Source organism: uncultured Methylobacterium sp. (assembly GCF_964251405.1).
Lineage (GTDB): Bacteria > Pseudomonadota > Alphaproteobacteria > Rhizobiales > Beijerinckiaceae > Methylobacterium.
In genome coordinates this window covers 56,063-70,015 of record NZ_CAXUJR010000003.1, presented here as the reverse complement: position 1 = coordinate 70,015, position 13,953 = coordinate 56,063, and the positions used below count along the sequence as shown (strand labels likewise).

The 13,953-nt window shown below is 67.0% G+C and carries 13 protein-coding genes; 7 read left to right on the top strand and 6 right to left on the bottom strand.

Annotation, left to right across the window (positions count from 1 at the left end; translation table 11 throughout):
* From ACFE7U_RS01600 to ACFE7U_RS01575, 6 genes are all read right to left on the bottom strand, one after another.
* A partial coding sequence (locus tag ACFE7U_RS01600) for an MFS transporter (RefSeq protein WP_375407975.1) occupies positions 1 to 1,221 on the bottom strand: 1,221 nt, incomplete at its 3' end.
* 258 nt (positions 1,222 to 1,479) lie between these two features.
* The gene (locus tag ACFE7U_RS01595) at positions 1,480 to 2,991 is read right to left on the bottom strand and encodes a formyl transferase (RefSeq protein ID WP_375407974.1); all 1,512 of its coding nucleotides are present in this window, start codon (positions 2,989 to 2,991) and stop codon (positions 1,480 to 1,482) included.
* A 111-nt stretch (positions 2,992 to 3,102) separates the two neighbouring features.
* Positions 3,103 to 4,212 (bottom strand): aldo/keto reductase, encoded by a 1,110-nt coding sequence (locus ACFE7U_RS01590; protein WP_375407973.1) that lies wholly within the window; start codon positions 4,210 to 4,212, stop codon positions 3,103 to 3,105.
* A 49-nt stretch (positions 4,213 to 4,261) separates the two neighbouring features.
* On the bottom strand, positions 4,262 to 4,948 hold the full coding sequence (gene larB, locus ACFE7U_RS01585; RefSeq protein WP_375407972.1) for a nickel pincer cofactor biosynthesis protein LarB: 687 nt from the start codon (positions 4,946 to 4,948) through the stop codon (positions 4,262 to 4,264).
* Complete coding sequence (locus ACFE7U_RS01580; RefSeq protein ID WP_375407971.1) at positions 4,948 to 5,781, bottom strand: adenine nucleotide alpha hydrolase; 834 nt, start codon at positions 5,779 to 5,781, stop codon at positions 4,948 to 4,950. Before ACFE7U_RS01580 ends, larB begins: the two co-directional genes overlap by 1 nt.
* Complete coding sequence (locus ACFE7U_RS01575) at positions 5,778 to 7,031, bottom strand: LarC family nickel insertion protein (RefSeq protein WP_375407970.1); 1,254 nt, start codon at positions 7,029 to 7,031, stop codon at positions 5,778 to 5,780. Before ACFE7U_RS01575 ends, ACFE7U_RS01580 begins: the two co-directional genes overlap by 4 nt.
* A gap of 441 nt (positions 7,032 to 7,472) precedes the next feature.
* Between ACFE7U_RS01575 and ACFE7U_RS01570 the strand changes: the two genes are divergently transcribed.
* The 7 genes from ACFE7U_RS01570 (at position 7,473) to ACFE7U_RS01540 (ending at position 13,915) form a co-directional block, all read left to right on the top strand.
* A complete protein-coding gene (locus ACFE7U_RS01570; RefSeq protein ID WP_375407969.1) occupies positions 7,473 to 7,670 on the top strand; it encodes a DUF2735 domain-containing protein in 198 nt (65 codons plus the stop codon).
* Between the two features lie 696 nt (positions 7,671 to 8,366).
* Positions 8,367 to 9,254 carry a ferritin-like domain-containing protein gene (locus tag ACFE7U_RS01565; RefSeq protein WP_375407968.1) on the top strand — a complete coding sequence of 296 codons (888 nt, stop codon included), beginning with the start codon at positions 8,367 to 8,369 and terminating at the stop codon, positions 9,252 to 9,254.
* Between the two features lie 89 nt (positions 9,255 to 9,343).
* Positions 9,344 to 9,787: a prepilin peptidase gene (locus ACFE7U_RS01560; RefSeq protein WP_375407967.1), complete on the top strand. Its 444-nt coding sequence runs from the start codon at positions 9,344 to 9,346 to the stop codon at positions 9,785 to 9,787.
* Between the two features lie 164 nt (positions 9,788 to 9,951).
* Positions 9,952 to 10,146 carry a Flp family type IVb pilin gene (locus tag ACFE7U_RS01555; RefSeq protein WP_375407966.1) on the top strand — a complete coding sequence of 65 codons (195 nt, stop codon included), beginning with the start codon at positions 9,952 to 9,954 and terminating at the stop codon, positions 10,144 to 10,146.
* A 112-nt stretch (positions 10,147 to 10,258) separates the two neighbouring features.
* Positions 10,259 to 11,236 (top strand): Flp pilus assembly protein CpaB, encoded by a 978-nt coding sequence (gene cpaB, locus ACFE7U_RS01550; RefSeq protein ID WP_375407965.1) that lies wholly within the window; start codon positions 10,259 to 10,261, stop codon positions 11,234 to 11,236.
* Positions 11,237 to 11,367: 131 nt separating this feature from the next.
* Positions 11,368 to 12,504 carry a CpaE family protein gene (locus ACFE7U_RS01545; protein WP_375407964.1) on the top strand — a complete coding sequence of 379 codons (1,137 nt, stop codon included), beginning with the start codon at positions 11,368 to 11,370 and terminating at the stop codon, positions 12,502 to 12,504.
* Positions 12,505 to 12,523: 19 nt separating this feature from the next.
* Complete coding sequence (locus ACFE7U_RS01540; protein WP_375407963.1) at positions 12,524 to 13,915, top strand: CpaF family protein; 1,392 nt, start codon at positions 12,524 to 12,526, stop codon at positions 13,913 to 13,915.
* The last annotated feature ends 38 nt before the right edge of the window (positions 13,916 to 13,953 follow it).

Below are 13,953 nucleotides of genomic sequence, written 5' to 3'. Positions count from 1 at the left end.
AAGGTAGAGGACGAACCCCACCGCCGCGATTCCGGCCAGGACCAGAAAAGCCGAGGCATAGCCGGCCGAGACGATGATCAGGCCCGCGAGCGTCGCCGAGAAGGAGGCGCCAAGCCCCTGGCTCGTGGCGACCGCACCTTGCGAGACATTGAAACGGCCGGTGCCGCGGGTCAGGTCGGCCACCACGATCGGAAACAGGGCGCCGTAGATGCCGGCCCCGACGCCGTCGAGGAGCTGCACGCCGACGAGGTAGTAGGGGTTGTCGGAAAGCGTGTAGAGGGCGCCGCGGACCGCCAGCACGCCGAAGGCCGCGAGGAAGATCGGCTTGCGCCCGATCGCGTCGGCCTTGGCGCCCACGAACACCGCCACCGGCACCATGACGAGTTGGGCCGCCACGATGCAGACCGCGATCAGCGACGTCGCCTGCTCCTTGCCGGCGAGCTTCGTCAGGAGCTGGCCGACGGATGTCAGCATGGCCGCGTTGGAGAGATGGAAGATCGCCGCCAGCACGGCGAACAGCATCAGGGTACGGTTCTGCAGGAGCGCGGTGAGGCCGGACGGCTGCTCGTGCGCCTTGCCGGACGTCTCGTCGAGGCCGCGGGCGAGGTCGTCGTCGATGGAAGCGGCCGGCACCATCAGCATCGCGCCGACGCTCAACGCCGCCAGCGCCGCCATCAGCCAGAACACCACGATCGGGCCGAAGACGTAGGCCGTCGCGCCCGCGATCGCCGCCGAGGCCGCGTTGCCGGCGTGGTTGAAACCCTCGTTGCGGCCGATGCGCTTGGCGAACAATCTGGGTCCGACGACGCCGAGGGTGATCGCCGCGAGGGCCGGCGGGAACACGGCGCCGGCGATGCCCGCCACGGACTGCGTCGCGGCCACCACGTAGAAGTTCGAGACGAAGGGCAGCATCAGGCAGCTCGCCGTCACCGCGAGTGCGGCGGCGATGACGATGGCGCGCTTGTGCGAGGTGCGATCGATCAGGGCGCCGACCGGCGTCTGGGCGATCAACCCGGCGACGCCCGCAATGGTCATGATCAGGCCGGTGGTGGCCTCGTTCCAGCCCTGGTCTGGCCCCCGGACCGCGATCAGGTAGATCGCGAGGTAAGGTCCGAGGCCATCGCGTACGTCGGCGAGGAAGAAATTGAGGGCGTCGAGGCCGCGTAGCGAGCCTGCGGAGGGTTCACGAACGGGGATCTCGGGCTTGGTCGCACCGGCCATGGCAGGATCCTGTCGTCATCGCGGGCGCGACCCGACCCGTGTCGCCGGCCCGAGTGTCACCGTCGGGTCGATATCACCGGTCTCGTCTTGCTGGCGTGGTCTTTGAACACAGGTCGGTCGATGAGCCGATGGGTGCAGCCGAACTCAACCTGACGTTTCGCAATCCTCCGGCACGCGAGTGGGTTCCCGCTACGGTGTAAAATCGAACGGCCCCTGTCCCAATCCTTGCAGAAGGCGATGTCTCCAACCGTAGCCGGGTTACCAGAAACGCGGCGCGCGCCTTGAGCCGTCGATGAATTCGAAGCGCGCGGAGCGGTTCAGGGTGTGCAACCGGTTGCCGGCCCAGCCCCGCCCCGCCCTCAACGTGGCATCGACGGTCTGGCTGAAGCCGCCGTCGTCGAGGCGATCGATCCGGGCGAGCGACAGGGCCTCGCCGTAACCGCGGCGACCGTCCTGAACCGGCCGGATCAGGACGCCGTCCCGGCCGATGATGTGGCCGGCCGGGCGCGCCGAGGCGATGTCGATCAGGACCGGATTACCCGCATGGGGAATCCACGGACCGCGAAAATCGAGGGCGGACCAGAGATACAGCGCATCCGAGTACGAGCCGCGGATAGGCCCCGAGCCGTTGTCGGCGTGGATGTCGCGCACCGTCGCGAACATCCACCAGCGATCGCCTTGCTCGAGCAGCGTGACGTCGCCGGCGGTGAGGCCGGAGAGCAAGGTCGCCTCCTTGACCCAGCCGCCAGGGAAGGCGGTCGCCCGGTAGAGATCGACGGTCCCATTGATGGAACTCTCCGGGATCATCCAGACCGCGCCCTCGCGCGCGAAGACGAACGGATAGGAGAGATGGTAGGGTTCTTCGAGCACGGGGACGGGGGTGCCGACCGGGCCGTTCGCGTCGAAGGCCACCGCCGAGATGACGGCCTTGCCGCGGGCATGCTCGTAATCCTCCACGAACAGGATCGTGCGGCCTTCATAATCCAGGGCGAAAGGGTCGGCGTAAAAGCGACGGCCGTCGTCGGGCAGGTCGTGCCAGCCGGATCCTGCAAGGGCGCGCAGGTCGACGGTATCGGGACCGTCGAGATGGCGCCATCCGACCCGCCAATGCGGGGCGCGGTAGCAGAGATGGTAGATCCGGCGCAGCACCCCCCAGGCGAGCATCGTCGTGGTGCGGAGGCCGACCCGGGGAAGGGTGAGGTTCGCCTTCGGCGGGGGGTTGGCAGGGCCGGCATCGGCCGGCGATAGCAATGGCCGTCGTCCGGCCACCGCTGCCACGAGGAGGCTCGTCGTGCGCGCGACGGCATCCTCGAACGAGACCAGAACCGAGCCGATCGACTCCGTCCCGAGGCGCGCGGAGGCCAGGACGCGACCCGCCTCCCCAAGAGTCACGACAGGTACCCGGCCATCGAGGAGAGAGGCGAGGAGCCCTTCCTCGCCGGGGATGGTGTCGAAGCGGAGGGTCCAGACAGGAGCAGAGGCTCCGGCAGGGACGTCGCCGCACAGGTCGAGGACGAGGTCGGGCGCCGGGCCGTGGCTCGGATAGGCCCGGAGCGTTTCCTGCGGCACCAGGGCCGAGGGGCCGTCGCGGGGCTGGCGCCGGATCAGGGCCTCGAGGCGAAACAGCAGGTCGGCATTGTCGGGCAATCCGCCGGGGCCTGGGGATGCATCGAGGTCGAGCGCCACGTCCGGAAGACGCATCAGCCGCTCGGTCAGCGTCACGTGCCAGCGACGCGGCGCGCGCCCATCGAGACGCAATCTCAGGCGCATAGCGCGGTTCCAGCTGGATTACGGGTCGACGTTCTTCGTCTTTCCTAGACCCGAGCCCTTTGCACAAGGCTTAACCGTCCCGAATCCCCATCCGTCACAAGCAAACGGCTCCTATTCCATCGTTGGGGCTAGAGTCTTCACGCCGGGCACGTCCTCGCCGAGCCACGCGGCGTTCTTGGCGGTGCCGTCGAAGGTCGCGCTCGTCTTGAACAGCTCGTACTTGCCTTCCATCGCGTAGGGACGGCTGCGGCCGAGGAGTTCGGCGACGGCGGCCTTGTCCATCGGCTTGAACGTCCGCACTGCCTCGAACGCTTGGTCGAGGTCGCGCTGGCTCTGGATGCCGGTGATGACCACCGACGAGGGCAGGTTGAGCGAGAAGTGCAGGTACTCGATTGGCTTGATCGGCGCGTCGCTCTTGAGAATGACGCCGTCACCGAAGGTCTTCATGGCGAGCACCGCGATCCCCTCCGCCACGAGATAGGGCAGCACGAGGTGCCCGAAGCTGCGGAAATGCGCGTCCATCACGTTGAGCGGCATTTGAACGGCATCGAAGCGGAAGCCGCGCTCGGCCGCCACCTCCAGCATCTGGAGGTGGATGCGGGGGTCCTTGTGACCGGTGAAGCCGATATGGCGCAGCTTGCCCGCCTTCTGCGCGGCGACGAAGCCCTCCATGGCACCGCCCTCGGCGAAGACCCGGTCGGGGTCGTCGTATCGCAGGATCTCATGGTGCTGGACGAGGTCGAAGCGGTCGGTCTTGAGGCGCTTGAGCGAGGTGTCGATCTGGTCCAGTGCCTCCTGCTTGGTCCGCCCGTCCATCTTAGACATGAGGTAGACCTTGTCGCGGTAGCCGCCCTGGGACAAGGCCGTGCCCATCCGCTCCTCGGAGCGGCCGTTGTTGTAGTCCCAGCAATTGTCCATGAAGGTGATGCCGCGGTCGATCGCCTGATGCATCAGCTTCACCGACTCGTCGTCGCTCAACACGCCCTTGCCGATATGGAACCCGCCGAGCCCGATCGCCGAGATGGTCTCGCCGGTCCGGCCGAAGGGGCGGTAGAGCATCTCGCCGCGCATCTCGCCGGGGTTGGCGATGCGCAGGAGATCGGTGGGATCGGACGGGCGGTTGCCCGGATGCAGGGGCGGGGTCACGGCCGCCTCGGTGCTGCCGACCGCGCCGATCCCGGCGCCGAGGACGGCGCCCTGAATGAAGCTGCGACGTTCCATGGCTCGTCTCCTGATGCGGCGGCCGACGGCGCGCCGTGGTGAGGGGTGATCACGACCGCTCCGTGCCGCAGATGCGGCGGGCGGCCCCGATCAGGCGAAGGGCGGCGCAGGCGGCACCGTAGCCGTTGTCGATGTTGACGACCGTCAGACCCGGCGCGCAGCTCGCGAGCAGCGCGTCGAGGGCGAGACGCCCGCCCGCGGCGACACCGTAGCCCACCGAGGTCGGCACCGCGATGATGGCTCCCGGGACGAGGCCTCCGAGCACGCTGCCCAGCGCCGCCTCCATCCCGGCCACGGCGATGACGACCGGATGGGCTCGGATCTCGTCGAGACGCCGCGTGAGCCGCCAGAGTCCGGCGACACCGACATCGGCGATGATTGTGGAGGCTTCGCCCTGGTAGCGCAGGGTCCGCTCGGCTTCCCGCACCACCGGCATGTCGGAGGTGCCGGCCGCCACGATCGCAACCGTCGTCCCCGCCCGCACGGGCCGGACTGCGCCCAGGATGGCGGTGCGCGAGACGGCGCAATAATCGAGCCGCCCGCGCCAGTCCGGCGCCAGGGCGGCATGTTTCTCGGGATCGAGGCGGGTGACAAAGAGGCTCGTCCCCCTGACGCTCGCGGCATCGAGGATCGCCTCGATCTGGGCGGGCGACTTGCCCGCCGCATAGACGGCTTCCTCCAGCCCGATCCGCTCCGGCCTGGCGAAATCCAGAGTGAACTCGCCCTCGCCCGCCATCAGGGCTTGGTCCCATGGCCGGTGAGGAAGGCGCTGCCGGTGCGATAGGGTGCGAAGGAAACGGCGCCTCGCGACAGGCCCACCGGTGCCCGCGCGACGATCTGTGCAGCGAGAACGCCACGCTGCGCGACGTCGAGGGCCTGAAAGCTCAACGAATCGAGTTCGACGACGATGCCGGAGCCTCGAACGCGGCATCGGACGGCCCGCCCCCTCCCCGCTTCGGCGCCGAGGCTCGAAGCGACGAGGCGCTCCACCGCATGGATGAAGTCCAGGGTCTCCGGTGCGATGGAGATGCCGGTCTCGACCCGGCTCGACAGGCATGGCGCGGCCGGAAGTTCAGCGATCTCCTCGCCGAGGCCGAGGTCGCGCGCCAGCGCGCGCACCGCCGCCTTGTCGAAGCCGGCCTCGACATAGGGATGGCGAACAGCGTGATCTCTGGCGGCATCGAGCCCGGGACGGTACTCGCCGAGGTCGCTGGTATTCGCTCCCGATACGATCTGCAGGCCGGTGACGGTCGCGACGGCGCCGTAGAGATTCGTCTTGCAGAAGAAGCAGCGGTTGACCGGGTTGGCCCGGTAGCGCGGGTCGGCGAACTCTCCGGCGTCGATGACCCGCAGGGTCCAGCCGTCACGCTGGGCCTGAGCGCGCACCCGGTCCGTGGCCTCGGCTGGGACGGCCGGCGACACGGCATGCACCATCAGGGCATGGTCGGAGCCGAGGACGCGATGGGATAAGGCAGCCAGGGTCACGCTGTCGACGCCGCCACTGACGGCAACCGCGATGGAGCCGGCCTCGCGCAGGACGGCTTCGAGAGTGGGGCGGGGCAGGCTCATCGCTCGACATCCGGAGTGTCGAGGGCGACCCGTTCGGCTTTCCGGCGCAGAGCGGCCCTGGCGGCATGGCTGTCCTCGGGCAGCGCATCGTCGGCCTCCGCCTTAGCGGTGCGGCCGCCCGGGCGCTCCACCGACTTGACGCGGATGCGGCGTCCCTCGACCTCCACGGTCGATGCCGTCCGCGGCAGCGCGGCACCGGCGACGATCCGGTGGCGAAGGCCGATCGTCGTGGTCTCGCGGAAGCAGGCATCGATCGCAGCATCGAGGGTCGCGACGCGGGCCAGGACGCGCACATGCGTCATCATCCGCCCCTTCTTGCCGAAGACCGCCATCTGCACGACGTCGAAGACGCCGTCCTCGGCGCGAAGTCGGTCGAGCCCCATGGCGAGATCCTCGCCGGACTGGTCGTCGACCTCGAACTCGATGACGGCGATCTCACGGTGCCCATCATCCGTCGTGCCCTCCTCGAAGACGAGGGCGCGCACGCAATTGCTGATCCCGGGCAGGACCTTCGACCCGAAGCCGATGCCGGTCACGCCAACGGCTTTCGGGGATCGGTCGGTCAGCCCCGGATCGCCGCAGAGATAGCGCAGGATGGCAGCCCCCGTGGGCGTCACGCGTTCTCCCGGTATCCCATCGTCGACGACGGCAAAGCCCCTCAGCAGCAGCGTTGTGGCCGGTGCCGGCACCGGGAGGGGGCCGTGCTGCGTCATCACCCGGCCCGACCCGAGCGGGAGCGCCGAGACGGTCCACCGTCGGGCATCGACCACGGCGATCAGGTAGGCGGCGGCGACGATGTCGGCGATGGAATCCCAGGCCCCGACCTCATGGAAGGCCACGGACTCGACGTCGATCCCGTGAACCTCGGCTTCCGCCTTCGCCAGTTGCGTGAAGATGCCGATGGCGTTGTCGCGGACCCGGGGTTGGAGACCGCAATGATCGATGTCCCGGCGAATATCCGCCCAGGGGCGGTGTCCGTGACCATGATCGCGGACGTGATGGTCATGGGAATGCTGACCATGAGGATGATCACGGGGAGGCGCCGCCTCGACCTGCGTCACGCGAAATCGACTGCCGGCGAGGATGCCGTCCTGGTGATCCGATCGCTCGATGCGGATCGACGGACCTCCGGCGGCCAGGACTGCCGCCGCCACACCCGCTTCGTGCTCGGGGAAGGCATCGAGAAGGGCCGCGGCGAACATGTCGCCGGCCATGCCGCCCAGGGCATCGAGGTGGATGTGCCTTGGCAACGAACGCTCGCGATGATGGACGTCGAAGGTTCAAACGCGAGGCGGGGCCGAAGGCTCCCGCGGCAACGGTGCGCAGGGTCTCTGCCAAGCTCTTCTCCGGGAAAGCCCTTCAGACACGCTACCAGGGTCGAGATTGCGCGTCCTCACTCTAGTGAACAGGGGATCGGTCACAGAGCCGGGAAGAGGATGCCGAGATCGCCAACGTCCTTCCAATGGTTGCTGCCTTTTCGGTTTGCACCGACGATGAATGATCGAAAGATATGCAGCTTGCGAAACCGGTGGCGACTCGCTGGAAAGAAATGAGATAAAATAAGGCATGCACATAATGATTGCATTCAACGTTTCGCCAGGAAGTACACCGTGCAACAATGGTGCAGAATATGTTAGAAACAGGCATCAGCGGGCGCAAAAAGTTGCAGCCCGATATGGAGACAACCTGTTATGTCTGCGGCATCTCCTAGAGAGTCGGCCAAAATCTACGCATTCGTGCCTCGGGCTCGCCCGATGCTTACCGGGCAGGGACCCGCACGGAAGCCATCCGACGATCATTCGACCCATCAGCAGCCGGTCTGCGAGTTCGGGGGCGGCTGGTATCATGATGCCGCGATCCAGGAAGCCGATCGCACCCGTCGGTCTTAAAGCAGAGCTGCAACGATCGATTCGTGGAGCAATCGAGGGTCGGAATAACGGTTCGCGCCTCACTCACAGCCTCGGCGCCCTCGCGTCCGACGTTGCCGCAGCGAGGGCGGAACACGGTGTCGCGCTGCGTGAGATCGCCTGCGCCATCCAGGAAATCGCTCCGAACGCCGGCTGCGTAATTCGGCACCATCGCACGGCCTCGCAAAGGCGCCGGACAGACCGGCATCGCCGTTGCCCAGGTCGTACAAGCGACCCCACAATCGTGTCGTCCCATTCCGAACGCTTGGGACGCGCGGTCTTGGAGTGTCTTGCCGACGTCGAGGCCGCTCAAGCGATGCCGAATATGGGCCTGAGCCAATCCGGATCGGGATTGATGTCCCGTGCAGCGGGAAAGAATAACGGGCAGGCGAAGCCCGTCCCTGCCACGGCGCGAATTTACCGAACGGCTGTTCACGTCTTTGTGAACTTGAGCCCTGAAACTTCCGTCGCCGCGGCTTCGTAATATTGCTCTTTTGCTTTATGTTACTAAGATCAACACTGCGTCTTGCTCACTCGATAACACTTTGAATTAACATATGTTTTCAGAAAACTGGTCCAACTGGGATTTTATCCTCGCAAAAAGGTTGCCATACTTGCATGTATTGTCTTAATAACTCCCGACCGACCTAAACGGTTGTGAGGAGGAGCGTCACGCCCATGGAAAAGATTTCCGACATCGACAACGCCGTCCCGAAGTTCGACTACGAGGCCGGTCGCCGCGCATTCATGCGCACCGTGGGCCTTGGCGCTGCGGGCGCCGCTCTCCTCGGCGCTGCGGGCGGTCCGGTCAACGCGCAGACCGCAACGGTCGGCGCGGCCGACGTGTTCAACTTCGCCCTGAACCTCGAGTATCTCGAGGCCGAGTTCTATCTCCGCGCCGCTTTCGGTCGTGGCTTGGCTGATGCCGACATCACCGGTACCGGCACCCTCGGCGCCGTCACCGGCGGTCGTCAGGTGACCTTCGCGACCCCCCTGATCCAGGGTTACGCCAACGAGATCGCCGACGACGAAGAGAAGCACGTCCGCTTTCTGCGCAATATCCTCGGCAGCGCGCGCGTCGCTCGTCCAACGCTGAACTTCACCGACAGCTTCAATGCCCTGGCTCGCTTCTCCGGCCTCGGCAACACCTTCGATGCCTTCGCCAACGAGACCAACTTCCTTCTCGCGGCCTTCGTGTTCGAGGATGTCGGCGTGACCGCCTACAAGGGCGCTGCTCCGCTCATCCGCAACAACGAGTTCCTCGAAGCGACCGCCGGTATCCTTGCCGTCGAGGCGTACCATGCGGGCCTCGTGCGCGGCGTGCTCGCCGGCCGCGGCCTCTACCAGCAGGCCCAGGCGATCTCCGACCTTCGCGACTTCTTCGACGGTCCGAGTGACCTCGATTTCGGCATCGGCACCGCTGCCCGTCCGGACATCGTCCCCACCGACGCGAATGGGCTGGCCATCAGCCGCACGCCGGGTCAGGTTCTGGCGATCGTCTATGCCAGCGGCACCGCGCAGCCCGGCGGGTTCTTCCCGAACGGCCTGAACGGCGCCGTTCGCTAGTCTAGACCTGACCCCGACGGGGCAGCGCTTCGGCGCCGTCCCGTCGGGGTCAGACCTTTCTCGGGCCTGCGATCTCTCCCGGTGCGGATGTGGGCCTGCTGATCGACGGCTTTGCCTGTGTGATCCTCTCGCTCATCGTGATCGAGGACATCCGCCGGTTCCGAATTCGAAACGGCTGGGTCCTGTCCCTCGTCGCGTTGTTCGCGGTATCCTGCATCGTCGGGAACGCAGAAGTCTCCTGGATCTGGCACGCGGTGTTCGCGGCGATTGTTCTTGTCGCGATGCTCGGCGCCTTCCATCTGCGTCTGATTGGAGCCGGAGATGCCAAGCTGCTGTCGGCCGCGTCCCTGTGGATCGGACCCGAAGGTGCGACGACGTTCGCGGTCGCACTTCTATCGTTGACGATCCTGTATTGCCTCGGAGCGATAACGGACATGCTGCCTAAAAGGCGCGCAGGCGAAAAGATTGAGATCCCCTTCGCACCCAGCATTGCGGTCGCCTGGCTGGCGACAATTGCCATTACGTATGTTTAAGTCTTGTTTAAGCTTGAGCAAATCCACAATTCGCCGGGGGAACGACGACCCAGTCCGATTGACACCTGCCGGGCTTTAAGGGATCAGTAACCCTGTCGTGGGCGTTGCCCATACGATCGAGTACGGTGTTCCGCGCGTCGCGCGGCAAGCGGATCGAGAAACCCATGAAGCATCTGATCAAGCGCTTTTGTCGTGAGGACGAGGGTGCGGCCATGGTCGAGTACGCGCTGCTCATCGCGCTGATCGCCCTTGTCGCCATCGTCGGCATCACATCCACCGGTACGAGCCTGAACGCGCAATTCGCGAAGATCAGTTGCAAGATCGCGACGCCCTCGGCCGATTGCACGCAGGCTCAATGACGGGCTCGGCCGCACGCCTCGCCTGTCTCGGTCGGCGGCCGCGGCTCCTCGGTACTCTGCGTTGTCGCAACGGCGGTTCGCGTCCTAGGCCCCAATTGAAGGGACGACTCGCGTGAGGGGTTCGTCGGCTATCTCCCTCGTCGTCGCGCTCCTGTTCGGGGCGCTCGCGGCGTTTCTCGCGCGCGGGCTCCTGCTCGGCGTCGAGACGCAAGGCAAGCGCCCGGCCCAGGGACGGGTCGTGGTTGCGGCGGCCCCGGTGGGCTTCGGTGCGCCGCTGACGGAGGCGAACCTTCGGGAAGTCGAATGGCCTGTGGGCGAGACCCTCGACGGGTCGTTCGCCACCATCGCCGACCTGACGAAGGAGGGTCGGCGCCTCGCACTCGCCCCCATTCAGCGCAACGAACCCATTCTGGGCAGCAAGATCACCGCGCCCAACCAGCGTGCCACGCTCTCGACGCAGATCGAGGAGGGCATGCGTGCGGTCACGATCCGGGTCGATGAGGTTCGCGGGGTCGCGGGCTTCGTTCTGCCGGGCGACCGGGTCGACCTGATTCTCACGCGTGGCGAAGGCGGCACCCAGGACTCGGCCTACGCCGACATGCTGATCCAGAACGCCAAGGTGCTGGCGATCGATCAGGTCGCCGGCGACCGCCAGGACAAGCCGACTGTGGCTAGGGCGGTCACGCTCGAGCTCTCGGTGCAGCAGGCGCAGAAGGCGATCCTGGCCCAGGGCGTCGGACGGCTTTCTCTGGTCCTCCGGCAGACCGGCGAACCGATCGCGGCCGCCTCCGAGCGGGTGACCTCGGCCGATCTCGGTCCCGGCCAGTCGACGGCGGCCAAGAACCAGATCGCCGAGCTGACCGCCCAGGTCGAGGCCTTGCGCAAGGCGGCGGAAGCCGCCGATGCCCGTGCGGGTGAAGGAACCCGCGCGCAACTGGCCGAGATGGAGATGCGTCTTCGTGGAGAACTGGGCCGCCAGGCGATGCCGCCGGGCCTCTCTCCCGCCGCCCCGCCGCCGCCCAAGCTGACGATCAACGTGATCCGCAACGGCTCGAAGCGGGAACCGTATTCCGTCGATGCCGAGGAGTGATCGCCCCCGGCTTTTGCGCACCGCGTTCATGAGCCACGGTCGATAGGCAACGCCGCGGCTCCGTTCTGTCATGCTCTTCCCGGGCGACGTCCCGCGCATGGTTCGCCTCGAATGTTGCGTCTGGAGCCTGCGTGAAGTGTTTTATCATTGCCGCCGACCGCGGCGACTCGCGGGTCCGGTCGCTGGCCAAGATCGTGGAGTCCCTCGGCTACACGCTCTCCTACGCAACCGGCATCGACGTGCTGCGGTCGGAGCGATCCTTCACGGACGCGCGACGACCCCTCGTCCTGGTGCCTGACCTAGGCAGCGGTGCCCTGGCCGAACCCGCCCTCCGGCTGGCGCAGGACGAGCAGGGACGGGCCTTCGTCGTCTACGTCGCCGAGACCCTCGCGCCCGATCTATACAAGGCGCTCGTGCGCAGCCAGGCCGGAGAGTGGATCGGCTGGGGCACCTGCGCCCAGGAACTGCGCGAACTCACCAAGGCGATGGCCGGCGCCGAGACGCCGGAGCGGACTGCCAAGGTGGTGAGCTTCCTCCCCAGCAAGGGCGGCGTGGGCAACACCACCCTCGCCCTGGAGTCGGGCATCCATCTCTCCACGCGCCGCAAGCGGCCGGTGCGACTGGCCCTGCTCGACCTCAACCTGCAGGGCGGAACGCTGGCGGACGCCCTCGACATCGAGCCGCGCTTCGAGGTCGGCGAGATCATCGCGCAGCCCGAGCGCCTCGACGAGCAGCTGATCGACGTCTTCACGAGCCGGCACACGCCACGCCTCGACGTGTTCGCGGCGCCGCATCGCCGGATCGCCCTCGGGGATGTGCGGCCCGAGATCGTGTTCACGTTCATCGACGCGATCGCCAAGCGCTACGAGGCGGTGCTGATCGACCTGCCCCATGCCTGGGTCGCCTGGATCGACAACATCCTCCAGGGCTCGGACGCGGTGGTGCTGTCGGGCGGGGCGACGGTTCCGGCCCTGCGCGGACTCACGCAGACCCTCGCGCATCTCGACGGCCTCGCGATCCCTGCAAGCAAGCTCGCCGTCGCGGTGAATGCCTGCGAGACCGATCTCCTCGGCCGGGTGACGCGCCGGACAGAGATCGAGCGTCCGCTCGCGGGAAGGTCCCTGTTCTGCATCCGGCGCGACGCATCCGCCGCCGACGGCGCGCTCGATGCCGGCCGGTCCTTGCTGGAGATGTCCCCCAACGCTAGGGTGAGTGCCGACATCCGGCGCTTGGCGGAGTGGTGCGGCACGGCGGCGAGTCTCGCTTAGAGCCCCCATCGGAGTTCCCATGACTGGATTGTCGGGCCGCTGGCGCGTCCCTCCCGCGGTCGCACCCACGCCGACCCATACCCCACGCGAGCCGCAGGCTCCTGCGCCGGTGCCCGACATCGTCGTTCCGGCCGCGCCGCGCTCGACGCTGACGGACGCCAAGGTCAAGCTGCATGGCCAGATCATCGACGAGTTCAACCTCGCGCTGATCGACAAGGTCTCGCAGGAAGACCTCGCGCGTCAGGTCGGGCGCTTCGTCGCCGAGTACGCCTTGCGGGAACGGCTCGCCCTCAACCAGCGCGAACTGGAGATGTTCTCGGCGGAGGTACTCGACGAGATGATCGGTCTCGGGCCGATCGAGCCGCTGTTGAAGGATCCCAGCGTCAGCGACATCCTGATCAACGGCCATCGCTCCGTCTTCGTCGAGCGCGCCGGCCAGCTCGAGCCGACGCCGGTCCATTTCAAGGACGAGGCGCACCTTCTGCGGATCGTCAACAAGATGGTCGCGGCGGTCGGTCGGCGCATCGACGAATCCTCGCCGATGGTTGATGCGCGCCTCCCCGACGGGTCCCGCGTCAACGTGGCGATCAGGCCAATCGCGGTGGACGGGCCGCTGGTCTCGATCCGCAAATTCTCCAAGCGCCCGATCTCGATGGAGCGCCTCGTAGAGCTCGGTGCGCTACGCGGCCCGATGGCGGATCTCATGAAGGCGGCGGTGCGGGGCCGCATCTCCCTCGTCGTCTCGGGCGGCACCGGCTCGGGCAAGACGACGATGCTCAACGCCCTGTCGGCCTACATCTCGCCTCGGGAGCGGCTGATCACCATCGAGGACGCGGCCGAACTCCAGCTGCAGCAACCGCATGTGGCGCGCCTCGAGACGCGACCGCCGAGCGTGGAGGGACGCGGCGAGATCCGCCAGCGCGAACTCCTCAAGAATGCCCTGCGGATGCGGCCCGACCGAATCATCCTCGGGGAGTGCCGCGGCGAGGAGGCCTTCGACATGCTCCAGGCGATGAATACGGGCCACGAGGGCTCGATGACCACCATTCACGCCAATACCCCGCGCGATGCGCTCGCCCGCGTGGAGCAGATGATCGGCATGGCGGCGGCCAATATGTCGGCCTCCTCGATCCGCAGCCAGATCGCGTCGGGCATCCAGCTCCTGCTGCAGCTCCAACGCCTCAGCGACGGCCGCCGGCGCGTCACCAGCATCAGCGAGGTGACGGGGATGGAGGGAGACGTGATCCAGATGCAGGAGATCTTCCGGTTCGTCCGCGAGGGCGTGGACGAGAACCATCAGGTGATCGGCACCTTCCGCGCCACCGGGGTTCGGCCGAAATTCCTGCAGGAGCTCAAGGCGCAGGGCATCGAGATGCCGGGTCAGGCCTTCGATCCCACGGTATCGCTCTGATCCCGTCGCATCCCGCCCCACCGAGGGCGGGATGCGAC